This is a genomic window from Gordonibacter sp. Marseille-P4307, assembly GCF_900604965.1.
Lineage (GTDB): Bacteria > Actinomycetota > Coriobacteriia > Coriobacteriales > Eggerthellaceae > Berryella.
In genome coordinates, this window is sequence record NZ_UWPD01000001.1 from 324,388 (window position 1) to 337,894 (window position 13,507).

11 protein-coding genes, 2 tRNA genes and 1 riboswitch are annotated in these 13,507 nt (G+C 62.4%); of the genes, 3 read left to right on the plus strand and 10 right to left on the minus strand.

The window, feature by feature from the left end; all coding sequences use genetic code 11:
• Position 1: 1 nt before the first annotated feature.
• From cobA to EIH26_RS01535, 9 genes are all read right to left on the minus strand, one after another.
• A complete protein-coding gene (cobA, locus tag EIH26_RS01495; RefSeq protein WP_241152725.1) occupies positions 2-1,675 on the minus strand; it encodes a uroporphyrinogen-III C-methyltransferase in 1,674 nt (557 codons plus the stop codon).
• Entirely contained in the window at positions 1,672-2,640 is a 969-nt protein-coding gene (gene hemC, locus EIH26_RS01500; RefSeq protein WP_206424649.1) for a hydroxymethylbilane synthase, read from the minus strand. The genes cobA and hemC overlap by 4 nt, the downstream gene beginning before the upstream one ends.
• The gene (hemA, locus tag EIH26_RS01505; protein WP_124060444.1) at positions 2,640-4,067 is read right to left on the minus strand and encodes a glutamyl-tRNA reductase; all 1,428 of its coding nucleotides are present in this window, start codon (positions 4,065-4,067) and stop codon (positions 2,640-2,642) included. Before hemA ends, hemC begins: the two co-directional genes overlap by 1 nt.
• Positions 4,064-4,735 (minus strand): bifunctional precorrin-2 dehydrogenase/sirohydrochlorin ferrochelatase, encoded by a 672-nt coding sequence (locus EIH26_RS01510; RefSeq protein WP_124060445.1) that lies wholly within the window; start codon positions 4,733-4,735, stop codon positions 4,064-4,066. Before EIH26_RS01510 ends, hemA begins: the two co-directional genes overlap by 4 nt.
• A 280-nt stretch (positions 4,736-5,015) precedes the next feature.
• Complete coding sequence (locus tag EIH26_RS01515) at positions 5,016-6,665, minus strand: helix-turn-helix transcriptional regulator (RefSeq protein ID WP_124060446.1); 1,650 nt, start codon at positions 6,663-6,665, stop codon at positions 5,016-5,018.
• A 15-nt stretch (positions 6,666-6,680) separates the two neighbouring features.
• Complete coding sequence (locus EIH26_RS01520) at positions 6,681-7,190, minus strand: shikimate kinase (protein WP_124060447.1); 510 nt, start codon at positions 7,188-7,190, stop codon at positions 6,681-6,683.
• Positions 7,191-7,407: 217 nt separating this feature from the next.
• Positions 7,408-7,498: transfer RNA gene (locus tag EIH26_RS01525), tRNA-Ser, on the minus strand.
• A gap of 96 nt (positions 7,499-7,594) precedes the next feature.
• Positions 7,595-8,584 (minus strand): 4-(cytidine 5'-diphospho)-2-C-methyl-D-erythritol kinase, encoded by a 990-nt coding sequence (ispE, locus tag EIH26_RS01530; protein ID WP_164470940.1) that lies wholly within the window; start codon positions 8,582-8,584, stop codon positions 7,595-7,597.
• On the minus strand, positions 8,577-9,083 hold the full coding sequence (locus EIH26_RS01535) for a nucleoside deaminase (protein ID WP_124060449.1): 507 nt from the start codon (positions 9,081-9,083) through the stop codon (positions 8,577-8,579). Before EIH26_RS01535 ends, ispE begins: the two co-directional genes overlap by 8 nt.
• A gap of 96 nt (positions 9,084-9,179) precedes the next feature.
• Here EIH26_RS01535 and EIH26_RS01540 point away from each other — a divergent pair.
• The 3 genes from EIH26_RS01540 (at position 9,180) to EIH26_RS01550 (ending at position 11,905) form a co-directional block, all read left to right on the plus strand.
• Positions 9,180-9,267: transfer RNA gene (locus EIH26_RS01540), tRNA-Ser, on the plus strand.
• A 55-nt stretch (positions 9,268-9,322) separates the two neighbouring features.
• Complete coding sequence (locus tag EIH26_RS01545; RefSeq protein ID WP_124060450.1) at positions 9,323-10,177, plus strand: aminotransferase class IV; 855 nt, start codon at positions 9,323-9,325, stop codon at positions 10,175-10,177.
• Between the two features lie 132 nt (positions 10,178-10,309).
• Positions 10,310-10,402: riboswitch (glycine riboswitch) on the plus strand.
• A gap of 102 nt (positions 10,403-10,504) precedes the next feature.
• Positions 10,505-11,905: a sodium:alanine symporter family protein gene (locus tag EIH26_RS01550; RefSeq protein ID WP_241152818.1), complete on the plus strand. Its 1,401-nt coding sequence runs from the start codon at positions 10,505-10,507 to the stop codon at positions 11,903-11,905.
• 119 nt (positions 11,906-12,024) lie between these two features.
• On the opposite strand, the gene EIH26_RS01555 is transcribed toward EIH26_RS01550, so the two are convergent.
• Positions 12,025-13,383 (minus strand): citrate synthase, encoded by a 1,359-nt coding sequence (locus tag EIH26_RS01555; RefSeq protein WP_124060452.1) that lies wholly within the window; start codon positions 13,381-13,383, stop codon positions 12,025-12,027.
• Positions 13,384-13,507 lie beyond the last annotated feature (124 nt).

Genomic DNA, 13,507 nt, shown 5'->3' on the forward strand with positions numbered 1-13,507 from the left:
GCTATACCCCCTTCGGGCTCGCGCCCGCTCTCTGTTCTTCACCCGGCCGATCGTCGGATGTGAAATGCTCGCACAACGCATCGACCAGGCCCGGGATGGTGAACTCGGCCGCCTGAGCCGCCACCGTGAGACCCGCCTGCTCGATTGTGTCGCTGGTAATGGGACCGATCGAGAAGATCTCGACACGCCTCAGCAGCGCCCCCGCCGCATCGCCAAGCGCCTCCACCAGATTGCGCACCGCCGAAGACGATGCGAACGTCACGCCGTCGATGGAGCCCGCTTCGACCAGCGAGGCGAATTCGCGCAGATGCTCTGGATCCGCCGCCACGGTTCTATACGAGGGAACCACGTCGACCTCGCCGCCGTCTGCGGAAAGCAGCTGCGGAAGCACTTCGCGCGCCTCGAGGGCCCGCGGTATGAGAACGCGTTGGCCCGAAGCGAACCCCGCGTCGCGCAACGCCCCATGCACCGCCTCGGCACGGTATTCTGCAGGAACCACATCGGCTGCGATGCCATGCGAACGCAGCTTCGCCGCCGTTGCCGGCCCGATGGCCGCCACGCGGCACCCCGCCAGCGCGCGAGCATCCCGGAAACGAAGCTCCGAACCGCTCAGTCGATCGAAGAACCGCTCGACCCCGTTTACGCTGGTGAAGATCAGCCAATCGTACGAGTCGAGGCGAGAGAGCGCGTCGTCGAGCGGCTCGAAGCTTTCCGGGTCCACGATGCTGATGGTGGGCAGCTCGAACACCTCGGCTCCTTGCTCGCGCAGAAGGGAACCGAGGGAGCCGGCCTGTTCGCGCGAACGTGTAACCACCAGGCGCTTGCCGAACAGGGGCCGGTCCTCGAACCAGGCGATGCGCTCGCGCAGGGCGGCGACAGAGCCCACGACGATGATCGCCGGAGCTTCGATCCCCTCTTCACGGGCGCGCCGAGCCGCAGTTTCAAGCGTCGCGACGCAGGTCCTCTGGCGCGTGGTGGTTCCCCACTGAACCAGCGCGACCGGTATATCGGATGGAGCACCGCATTCCGCAAGCTTCTCGGATATCAGGGAAAGATTGCGCACGCCCATGTAAAAGCACACGGTGGCCCCCCGCTTCACCAGCCCCGCCAGCGAGGGCCAATCCAGCGTCGAGGCATCCTTGGAAGGATCCTCGTTTCCCGTAACCAGCGTGACAGACGTGGAGACACCGCGATGAGTGACCGGAATACCCGCATAGGCGCAAGCGGCGATTCCGCTGGTCACACCGGGTACGACCTCGAAGGGAATACCGGCCTCGGCAAGAGCCAGAGCCTCTTCCCCGCCGCGTCCGAACACAAACGGATCGCCGCCCTTCAACCGAACGACGGACGGCACCGCCTGAGCACAGCGCCCCTCGGCCCTGCGGGGAACGCCCCGGACGGCCTCGTCCCGCATGCGGCGCTCCAGCTCGCGCGCCTTCTCGACGAGGATACGGTTGATGTCGTCCTGACCGATGTGCTTCTCGAAGCCCTTCTTGCCGACAAACACCAGCTCGGCATCGGGGCGGACGTGCTCGAGCAGCCGATCGCTGGATAGATAGTCGTACACCACCACGTCGGCGCCCTGAAGCAGCGAAAGTCCGCGCACGCTCATGAGGCCCGGATCTCCCGGACCCGCGCCGACAAGGTACACGCAAACGGATTCCGGCTTGCTCACAGACCCACGCTCGCTTTGACGCGATCCATGATCTCGCAAGCGCCCTGTTCGCACAGCGCTTCGAGTGCCATCTCCGCCAGCTCGGCGGGATCGCTCCGGCTGATGATGCCCGCGCGCTCCATATGAACGCGCGCCATCTCCGAACCGTCGAGCGAAGAGACGAAGGCGTCCAGCACAAGGGTCTGCTGGTCGGCCGGACCCTCCCAACGGATGTAGGCGCCCAGCGGAACCTGGCAGCCCCCCTCGAGACGGGAAAGGATGATGCGCTCGGCATCGACGCAGGCCATCGTGGGCTCATGCGAGATATCGGCAAGCGCCGCGAGGGTGCGTTCGTCGTCGGCGCGCGCCTCTATGCCGACGGCCCCCTGCCCCACCGCGGGAATCATGTCCTCGATCGGAATATAGGAGCGAATGCGGTCTTCCCAGCCCATGCGCACGATACCCGAAACAGCCAGAACCGCGCCCTCGTAATGGGAGCCTTCGGCCTTGGCGAGGCGGGTGTCGAGGTTGCCGCGGATCTCGCTGGGAACCAACTGCGGATACCGCGCGCGCAGCTGAGCGGCACGACGCAGCGACCCGGTTCCGATGCGCGCGCCCTCGGGAACGTCGGCCAAACATCCAACCTGCGCCAACCGGGGACCGCACACCAGCGCGTCGCGAGCATCGGCACGCGGCAGCATCGCCGCCAGAACGCACCCTTCGGGAAGCGCGCTGGGAACGTCTTTCATGGAATGGACGCACATATCGATATCGCCCGCCAGAAGCTGGGTTTCGATCTCTTTAGTGAACAGGCCTTTATCGCCAATCTTGGACAAAGGGACATCCAGAATGCGATCGCCCGTCGTCTTGATGACCCGCACATCGACCTCGCGTGCGGGATCCTGCGCTCGCAGCGCATCGGCAACCGCATGCGCTTGCCACAGCGCCAAACCGCTGCCGCGGGTTCCGATCACGAAATCAGCCACTATTCCCCCGTTCTCTTCCCGATATTCTCGACCATGCGATAGCGCTCGTCGGGCTCGCCGTCGCGGCGACGCTCGTGCATCGAGCACCCTTCCCCCCGAAAGCACGAGGGATCCTTGCAGTGGCCGCACGCCGTCCCGGGAGGCATGGAGTCGAGACCGAACAGGTATCGCGCGGAACTGGTGTAGTAAAACGACTCGCCCGTCTTCGCCTCCTTGCGCAACCGGATGATCGGGCCATGGAGAATCTTGTTGGCGATAGCGGAGCCGAACGCCTCGAACATGGCGGCCTCGTCGGCGGACACCGATTCTCCACGGGCGCTCGCAAGGGCCTTGCAGAGACGCTTGAGCTCCTTCTGCACGGCAATGTCGCCCTTTTCGTGCATCTCCTTGATGGTGGGCGTCACGCTGCGCTCCTGCATCCACGAGAAGAACTCTTCCCCGGCTTCCTGCACCATGCGCTCGACCTCGCCCACAGCCGCCATCCGGCGGGACAGTCCCTCGTCCACGATGGAGGACAGGCGCTCGAGATCGTACAGAAGCACGCCAGGCACATCGCTGCATGCGGGATCGACGTCGCGCGGAACCGATTCGTCGATAACGACCAGCGGATCGCCTTCGCGCTTGGCCGCGGCGCGCGCCTGGGCAAGGCGGTCGGACTCGACGACGCAGCGCGGAGCCGACGTCATGCTGAACACCACGTCCGCCGATCCGAGATGCGCATAGCGCTCTGAAAAGGCGCAGTGGCCGATTCCCATCTCTTCGGCCAGATCGCGGGCGTGCTCGGTCGTGCGCGTCGCAACGGTGATGTCGCGCGCGCCCGCGTCGAGCAGGTAGCCCAAAGCCAAGCGGGCCATCTCGCCTGCGCCCAGCACCACGATCTTTCGGTTCTCCAGATCGGGAAACCTCTGCGAGGCCGCCCGGAAGGCGGTTGTGGAAAGGGACACCGAATCAGACCCGATCGCCGTTTCGGTGCGCACGCGCTTGCCAAGCGATATAGCACCTTTGAACAGGCGCGACAAAACGTCGCCGCACGCGCCGGACGCGACGGCGGCCTCGAAGGCCCGCTTGGTCTGGCCGAGGATCTGAGCTTCCCCCAGAACCATCGACTCCAGCGAGCACACCACGCGGAACAGATGTCGCGCCGCATCCATGCTGCGCTCGAGGTAGAACGAGCCCCGATCGAGCTCGGTCACGCCAAGGCGGGCCTTGACGAACGCCTCGAGCGACTCGAGGCCCATACGATCGGTTTTGGCGTCGACGTAGATCTCGGTTCGGTTGCACGTCGAGAGGATGACCGCCTCGCTGACGCCTTTCAGCGCTGTGATCTCGGACAGGGCTCCGGGTATCTCCCCCGCCGAAAAAGCGATCCTCTCGCGCGCTTCGATAGGGGCGCTCTTATAGCTTGCACCCACGACTACCAGGCTCATAGGCCCCGCTCCTCCGCAAGCGGTGCGACCACTTCGTCGTACACCTGCTCGGGCGTGATCCGCTCGCCTGCGGCGAGGCGATGTTCGATACCTGCCGATCCCACGGCCTCGAACAGCGGCGTGCGCACCGACGCCTCGCCGGGAATGCGCTGCTTCACCAGAGAGCGCACCTGGCCGAGCAGGTCGATGTAGTCCTCCCAGTACGCCGGGAACTGGGATTCGAGCGATCGGCGTATCTCGCGCGCGACACTGGGGGCCGCCCCTACCGTCGATACGGCGATCTGCAGTTGCCCGCGCCTCATGATGGACGGCACGATGCAGTTGCACAGCGACGGAACGTCCACCACGTTCACCAGGATATGGAGCCTGGACGCTTCCTGGAACACCCGTTCGTTCACGCTTTGGCTGGACGTTGCGACAACGGCCAACAGGGCCCCTTCGAGGTCTCCCTCCTCGTAGGGACGCTCGACAAGCTCGATATCGCCATTCCGGACGAACGATCTGACGAGGTCGGTCGCCTCGGGTGCGATTGCCGTGACGCGCGCGCCGTACTCGAGCAGCGTTTCGATCTTGCGCTGCGCGACCGCGCCTGCGCCCACGACGACCACCCGCTCTCCATCGAGATGGATGAACAGCGGGTACGGAGGCTTTGCGCCTTCATATGCCATGCGGTATCTCCTTCATCCGCGCGCTGCGAGGCGCGCGGGCGTCCCACCCCGTATGCGCGCGCAAGGCGTACCGACTGCGCACGAATACGGCACTCTCGGCAACGTATACTACCGAGAGCCCCCTCGAAGCAAAACTGCCAAAACTAACAGGATCGACGACAAGCCACTCTACAGCCTCCCATCAGGCGAAGCTGGTAAAAACAACAGGGTGCGCCCAAATGCGGGAGAGAAGGATTCATCCATGCCGGCACCTGCTTCGGCCGCCTTTGGAGCAGTGCGGCTAATCTTCGCTCACACGGTTCACGAACTCGATCAGTTCGTTGCGCGAGTGAACCCCTAATTTGCGGTAGGCGTTTTGCTGGTGATAGCGCACCGTCGAATTCGACACAACCAGCTTCCCCGAAATATAGGCGCACGAAAAACCCTGCGCGGTAAGGAGGGCCACCTCGGACTCCCGAGCCGTCAGGCCGTAGCGCTCCGACACGTCGTCGACGCGCTGCTTCAGCTGATCGGCGATCGAGCTCTGGGCATCTTCCTCCCGCCGCTGCGCCGCCTCGATTGCCGGCGTATCCGACAAAGCCGGATCCACCTTCTTCGGACCCGCCTCTTCCGAAGAGGGGGTCTTGGGCGCCGCAGCCGGAACCTCGCCGGAAAGCGGCTCGACCGCCTGCGAACCCGCTGCTGCCGGAGCGGATGCAAGCCGATCGGCATCCGGTTCCGCGCCCGCCGCCCGCACACGGGATACGGAGGAAGGCGAAGCGCCATCCTCGTCCTCGATCTCGTAGGGACGCAGGTTCACCTCGCGGTTAAGCGTCATGGCGCCGGCGAGCACGAGCGCCGAAACCGCAGCGATAACGCACCCCGCATTGCTGATGACCTGAATGTTCATCGGCAAGAGCGCCCCGATGTTCGCCCCGACGAAATTGGCGAGCGACCCGTTGACCGCCACCAGCAGCAATCCCGCCAAAAACGCACGCGGCACCTTCAGCAGGGAGAACATGGACGGGAACACCATCCAGTACAGGAACCGGAAGCAGAAAACGGCCGCCAGAAGAAAGCCGAGGAAGGCCTGAGACGACGCGTCCGATACGAAGCAGGAGAACACGATGGCCACCGAGAGCAGCACGAACGGAGGAACCCACACGATATGGATCCAATCGCGGCGCTTCAGCATTATGAAGGCGACGGAGCCTATGGTGAGAACCGCCCCCACCGCGAACACGGCGTAATTCGCCCCATCCGTCACCAAGGACAGGCGACGGTTCGCAATGGTGTACAGCATAGCGCCCAGCATGCCGTTCGCAAGAATGAGCAGCACGCTGAACCAGGGGATGCGGGGAAGGACCCCGGCCGGCATTCCGTCGGCTTTCGCCGATTCGAGGCGGGGATCGAGGTTCAGCGCCAAAGAACCGGCCGAAAATGCGCAGAGCACGGCTACGACCAAACAGGTTTCCTCACCGAGTCTTGGCGACCCTTCGATGATCGCACCCGCGATAACGAGTCCGACAAGGGTGGACGCCATGATCTGGAGCATGGAAAAGCGGCTGAGCAGCAGCAGCCATACGTACATGACCACGGCGTTGGCCGCCCCCGCCGCGAAGAACAGCGAAGCGCCCGCCGATCCGAGGTCGTCGGTTGCGGCCACCGCGATGGTAGCGGCGGTCATAACCGCCGTGCAGATGAAGAAAACGCCGGTGGTCACCGAAAACTTACGCAGGTAGCCCCCGATCGCCAAAACCAGCAGCACCGCCACCTCGGCAACCAGGCGCACAGCGTAGAAGGGGTCGGCGATCGCCGCCCCTCCTTGGGTAAGGTAACCCACGAAGCCCTGGGAAAGCATGCGGCTGTACGCGATCATGCACGCGAAGCCCAGCGCCAGCTTCAACGTCGTTTTCAGGTCGAGCCCGTTCCTGCGGATTCCGGCACCCACGCTTCGTCGGCCCCGCTACTCCACCGCGGAAGCGACCTTGCGAGCCGCGGCGGTGATAGTCAGATCGTCAACGTTGACGGTTATCTGGGCGTACTTCTCGTACAGGGGCTTACGCTCGTCGTAGAGGTCGTGAAGGCTCATGCTCACGCCGTTCTTGAGCACCACGCCGCGCTCCTGCAGATCGCCCAGGCGCGTTTTGAGCGAGTCGTAAGAGATCTGGAGGTACACGATGGTGCCGATTTCCGCCAGATGCCTCATGGCCTCGTCGGAATAGATGGCCGAACCCCCCGTGGAGATAACGGAGTTCGTGGCCGAAATCCCACTGAGAACGGCATTCTCGACCTCGATGAACCCTTCGGGGCCCAGCGCGTCGATGATCTTTTGCAGCGTCTTGTCTGATTGGTTCTGGATCAGAAGGTCGGCATCGACGAAATCCTTGTTCAGGATCTTGGCGAGAACGATGCCCAGCGTCGATTTGCCAGCGCCCGGCATGCCGATAAGGACGATATTGCTTTTGTCGGTCATGACAACTCCTTGCTCTTTGAGCAGCGATGAAATACGCGCATCGCCCATGATTCTACGCTATGCGAACGGATCTCGAGCGCGGGGATGGCCCATTTCACGCCTAATGGAGAACCTGTTGTCAAATTGATCGAATCGAGACGGGCACAGCCGAATCCTGCGCGAAACCCGGCCTGGAAAAAAGAAACGCGCCCCCGACAACGGGAGCGCGAAAACACGCTGGCGGAGAAGTAGGGATTCGAACCCTAGAATCGCTTGTGGCGATTACTCACTTAGCAGGCGAGCACCTTCGGCCTCTCGGTCACTTCTCCATGAGCAAAGCAGAATGATACCCGACTTGCATCTGCCGCGCAACGCAAAAACATAACCGGAACCCGAACGAGGTGGCCTGCGCGAAACCCGGCGGTTCAGCGAACGACCGCCGCCTTCAGCGACCCCAGAGAAGTCGCGCACGACCACCATCCGCGTCTGCGCGCCTCGATCGAAATCGCATCCGCCTCGTCGAACCCCTCGCACAGGGCGAACGTGCACGAGCCGCTCCCGCACAGAAGCACGCGCCCCTCGCCGCACCGGACCTCCAGCCACCGGCGAACTTCGGCAAGCTCGGGTTCCAGCGCCTCGGACGCAGCGGCGAGGTTGTTCAGCAGCACCGCATCGTCAGCCGATTCCATCCGATCGAGGACCCTCCGATGGACATGGTGCGCCGATGCGGAACTTTTATCGAACTCCCGATAGGCGGCAGCCGTTGAAACCCCTCGATCGGGCTTCACCAGCACCACCGGGCACTTCGACGGGCGCAGGGATCGCACGAACCGATCGCCCTTCCCCGAAAACGCAGCGCAACCGCCTTGCAGGAAGAACGCAACGTCGCTTCCCACTTCGCAAGCCGCGTCCAAAACCGCGCGCGATCCGGCATCGACGTCCCACAGCGCGCAAGCGCCCGCAAGCGCCGCCGCCGCATCGGACGACCCGCCGCCAAGTCCCGCCTGAACGGGGATGCTTTTATCGATCAGAATCTCGATGCGCTCGTCTTCCGCACGACCCAGCCTGCGCGCAAGCGACATTACCGCCCTCGCAGCCAGATTGTCGGCAGGCGCGATGGCGGGAACCTCGACATCATTGCTCGCCCTCACCTCGGCGATCGCAGACAGCCCCCCGCCCTCGAAGCCAACCGTGCGGCGCATGCGCACCGTATCGTGAAGGTTCAGCGCGTGAAGTATCGTAGACACCCGATGGAAACCCGATTCGAGCCGATCGCCCACGTCGAGCACTAAATTCACCTTCGCGGGAGCAACCAGCTCGATCCATCCCGAATCTCCCGATTCGGACGGCTCCCGGGCCGATCCGGCCCCGGACGGCGAGCCGACGCTCCCCTCCGATTGGTCTACCCTAGCCACGTTGTCTCCCCCGCTTCTCCCGCCGTTCAGCGAAAAACCTGGTAAGCAGCTCGGCGCACTCTTCTCCCAGCACGCCGGAAACCACTTCGAAGTTATGATTGAGCCGTTCGTCGGCATGCACCCGATAAAGCGATCCCAGGGCGCCGGCCTTCGGATCGGATGCCCCGAATACGCATCGATCGACGCGCGACTGATGCATAAGGCCCGCGCACATGATGCACGGCTCCAGCGTAACGTACACGGTACAGCCCGACAGCCGCCACGCATCAAGCTGGCGCGCGGCTTCCATCAGGGCCTTGAACTCGGCGTGCCCCGACGGGTCCCTGTCGGCCTCCCGGCAGTTGCGCGCACGGGCGACCACCCGAGGCTCGGCCAACGGCCGCCTCGTTCCTTTGTCGATGGGCGCATACACCACCACGGCCCCGATGGGAACCTCGCCGCATTCGGCGGCTTTCCGAGCCTCTTCGATTGCAAGGCGCATATAGTCTTCATCGGTCATGGCGCCATTATATATGGTATTCTTTGACACGCTTTCGAAGGGTTGGCGGCGCACCGCTCACCGATCCGCCCGTCGCATCGAATGCATCTGTTATCTGGAGGAATGGCCGAGCGGTTTAAGGCGGCAGTCTTGAAAACTGTTATGCCGAAAGGTATCGTGGGTTCGAATCCTACTTCCTCCGCCAGAATTGCAAGCGTCCCTGGTCGGGGCGCTTTTTTTATGATCGAAAGGATACGCCTGTGGAAAACCTCGCTTACTACGACGGCAACATCGGAACCGTCGACGAAGTGACCGTTCCGTTCAACGACCGATCCCATTTCTTCGGCGACGGCGTGTACGAAGCGACGATGGGCGCCAACGGCGTACCCTACCTCGTCGAAGACCACCTCGATCGCTTCTACTCAAGCGCACGGGCCCTCGGCATCGCCATCCCCTCGGGCAAAGACGAGCTGAAACAGCTGCTGTTCGATCTTCTGGCGAAGGTAGACGGCGACACCCATTTTGTATACTGGCAGGTCACGCGTGGAGTAGCCATGCGCGATCATGTATACGATCCCGCTATGAAGGGCAAGCTGTGGGTGCTCATCCGCCCTCAGAGTCTAGGGAGCATCCGCACTCCCGTGAACGTGACCGTCACCGAAGACAAGCGCTTCGAGTACGGCAACGTGAAAACGCTCAACCTGCTTCCCGCCGTCCTGTACAGCCAAATGGCCCGCGAACGAGATGCCGCCGAAACCATCCTGCACCGCAATGGCGTGGTCACCGAATGCTCCCACTCAAACGTATCCATCCTCAAAAACGGTGTGTTCTACTCGCACCCCAACGACGAGCACATCCTGCGCGGCATAGCCAAAACCCACATGATCCAAGCCTGCTACCGTCTGGGCATCCCCGTCATCGAGCGGGCCTTCACGCTCGATAGGCTCTACGACGCCGACGAGATCCTGATCAGCTCGTCGTCCAAGTTCTGCCTACCCGTGCGCTCGATCGACGGGCAGAAGGCGGGCGGGCGCGATCCTGAAAACCTTGGGGCGCTGCAAGACGAACTGATCCACGAGTTCCGCGCCTATACCGGCTCCGACGCCCTCAGCTGACGCAAGATCGCCGCCGGGCTAAAAACCGCCGTTCGGCAAAATGAGGTATTGCAACCCCGAAGCGGCGCAATCATAATTGCCATCCATAAGTTCAGTGAAGCTTCTTGAATCGACGTCGCCGAAACTGGAAGCGGAGAACACTCTGGAAAATTCTTAAATGAATGCCGAAGGTGCAAGGCTGCATCCGCAGCTGAATCTCTCAGGCAAACCGACGGAGACTTTTTTGCAGCCGTGCCTACGCACATCCAGCGCCGCATACTCGTCTTCATCTTCATTAGGAATCTCCCTCGAGTGTTCGCGATCTCGAAGGGGGCAACCTTGGAAGCAGTGCTTCTCCCGGTCGTTCAAACGATCAATTCGTACCTATCGAACTACGTCCTTGTGTTTCTTCTGGTAGGGGCCGGCCTGTTCTTCACCATTCGCACCGGCGGCATTCAGTTCCGCCGCTTCGGCGAAGGCTTGTCCCGCATGTTCAGCGGGTTCTCTTTGCGCGGAGGTAAGCAAGAGGGGGGAATCAGCTCGTTCCAGGCGCTTGCCACCGCCGTCGCCGCCCAGGTGGGAACCGGAAACATCGTCGGTGCCTGCGGCGCCATCATCGTGGGCGGCCCGGGCGCCATCTTCTGGATGTGGCTCATCGCCATCCTGGGTATGGCAACCAACTACGCCGAGGCCGTTTTGGCGCAGAAGACCCGCGTGGTAGACGCCGACGGATCGGTGCACGGCGGCCCCGCGTACTACATCACCACCGCTTTCACGGGTAGGCTCGGCCGGTTTTTGGCCGGGTTCTTCGCCATCGCCATCATCTTGGCGCTGGGCTTCATGGGCTGCATGGTTCAGTCCAACTCCATCGCCGAAACCATGAACAACGCCTTCCACATCCCCACCTGGATCATCGGCTTGGTCGTTGTGGTGCTGGCCGGATTCGTGTTCTTGGGCGGCATCCAGCGACTCGCCTCGGTGACCGAAAAGATCGTGCCCGTCATGGCTATCATCTACATCTTGTGCGGCATCGTCGTCCTTATCGCCAACTGGCAAAACGTTGGGCCGGCGTTCGCTCTGATCTTCCAGTCCGCCTTCAATCCCGCCGCCGAGGTAGGCGGTATGACCTTCGGCTTGATCGCAGCGTTGTCTCAGGGCGCTAAGCGCGGCCTGTTCTCCAACGAGGCGGGCATGGGCTCGACCCCGCACGCTCACGCTATGGCGAAGGTTTCCGAACCTCACGAGCAGGGCGTCATCGCCATGGTGGGCGTATTCATCGACACCATCGTGGTCGTCTCCATCACCGCCCTGGTCGTCATCTCCACCATGTTCGTCGGTGACGGAGCTTTCGCCCAGGATTACGCCGCCGCCGTGGCGGGCGGTCTGAGCAAGACCAACCTCGCCCAAGCCGCATTCGGTACGCTGTTGGGAGCGCAGGGGGGCAATATCTTCGTCGCCATCTGCCTGTTCATGTTCGCTTTCTCCACCATTCTGGGATGGAATCTGTTTGCGAAGCTGAACGTGCAATACCTGTTCCCCAAGGCCGGCAAAAAAGCCGTGAACGTGTTCTCGGTCGTTGCGCTGATGTTCATCTTCCTGGGTTCGCTCGCTTCCAACGAACTGGTCTGGGAGCTTGCCGACCTGTTCAATCAGCTGATGGTTCTTCCCAACGTAATCGCCCTCGTCGCGATGTCGGGCGTCGTCGCCGCAATCGCCAAGGAACACAAGGGAACGCGCAGAAACGACTAGCGTTTGCTCGATCCCGATCGAGCAAAATACCGACCCCCAAAAACGCCCCCGCTTTCTTTCCAGGAAGCGGGGGCGTTTCGCGTTCGCGCAGCGCCTTCAAAACGGCTGCGATCCGGTCGTTATCGCCGATCGATAGGAAGGTAGAGGCGTTTTGCCGCATGCGTGGACTTGTACGCCGGACGTATGATGCGCTTGCCCGACACGATCTCTTCGAATCGATGGGCGGCCCAGCCCGCCATGCGCGCGCAAGCGAACAGCGGCGTGTACAGCTCTTCGGGGATACCCATCATCGAGTACACGAACCCGGAATACATATCGACGTTTGCGCACATGGCCTTCTTGGAGTTTCGTTCGGTTCGCATGACTTCGGGCGTGAGACGCTCGATAGACTTCAGCAGCTCGAGCTCGGCCTCGAACCGGGTACCGCGCGCCAGCTGCTCGGCGAACCGCTTGCACACCACCGCACGGGGATCCGACTTGGTGTACACCGCATGACCCATACCGTACACCAGGCCCGTTCGGTCGTATGCGTCTCGATTCACGATCTTGCGCAGATAGTCGGCTACCTCCCCTTCGTCGTCCCAATGAGCGACGTTCTTTTTGATCTCGTTTTGCATGGCGCGCACCTGGTGGTTCGCACCCCCGTGGCGCCGTCCCTTCAAAGAACCCATCGCCGCGCCGTATGCGGAATACGCATCGGTATCGGCCGAGGTCAGCACACGCGTGGTGAACGTGGAGTTATTGCCTCCCCCGTGCTCGGCATGAAGGCTCATCATGATGTCGAGCATGCGCGCCTCGTCGGCGGTGAACGAGCGATCGGGACGCAGCATCGAAAGCACGGTTTCGGCCGTGGACTGACCGGGAACGAACCGATGCATGATCATCGACCCGTTATGGTAGCGCGCCTGCTGAGCGTGGTAGGTAAGCACCATGATGCGCGGAAGACGCGAGATAAGCGAAACAGCCGTCGCGATCTCGTGCATGGGAGATCGGTCTTCAGCCTGATCGTCATAGGCATACAGCAGCAGCACCGACCGCGACATCACGTTCATAATGTCGGGAGGCGTGTTGCGCATGATCATCGAAGCGGTGAAGCCATCGGGGAGCTCGCGCTGCCCGTCGAGAACCGCCCGATACGCATCAAGCTGCTCGCGCGTGGGCAGATCGCCAAGGAGAAGCAGATAGGAGATCTCTTCGAAGCGAAAGCGCCGATCGTCGTCCCCACTTTCCTCCGCGCTGCCCAGCAAGTCGTAGATGTCGAAGCCTCGATAGCACAGCGAGCCCTCGTCGGGAACGCGCGAACCGTCCGAAACCAGGTAGCCGTGAACGTTCGAGATGTTCGTCACGCCGGCCAGCACCCCGGTCCCGTCAGCGTTGCGCAGCCCGCGCTTGATGTCGAGATGCGAGAATGCCTCGAGATCGATGCCGTTAACCTCGTTGAATCGATCGTAAAGCTCGAATGCGCGCTGCTGGTCCATAACGATTCCCCTTAGCTCAGAGGGACGGGACGAAAAAGACAGGCGCCCCGTTCCGATATAGCATCATGCTATCAGACCAGGGTATCGATCAGACCTCGATCGCCATCCCGGTCGGTAAGGAGCC

Excerpts from the sequence above, each read along its gene's own strand:
- EIH26_RS01520 (WP_124060447.1), bottom strand. The coding sequence starts at position 7,190 with ATGACCGACAAAAGCAATATCGTCCTTATCGGCATGCCGGGCGCTGGC.
- EIH26_RS01510 (WP_124060445.1), bottom strand. The coding sequence starts at position 4,735 with ATGGCATATGAAGGCGCAAAGCCTCCGTACCCGCTGTTCATCCATCTC.
- EIH26_RS01555 (WP_124060452.1), bottom strand. The coding sequence starts at position 13,383 with ATGGACCAGCAGCGCGCATTCGAGCTTTACGATCGATTCAACGAGGTT.
- EIH26_RS01535 (WP_124060449.1), bottom strand. The coding sequence starts at position 9,083 with ATGACCGATGAAGACTATATGCGCCTTGCAATCGAAGAGGCTCGGAAA.
- hemA (WP_124060444.1), bottom strand. The coding sequence starts at position 4,067 with ATGAGCCTGGTAGTCGTGGGTGCAAGCTATAAGAGCGCCCCTATCGAA.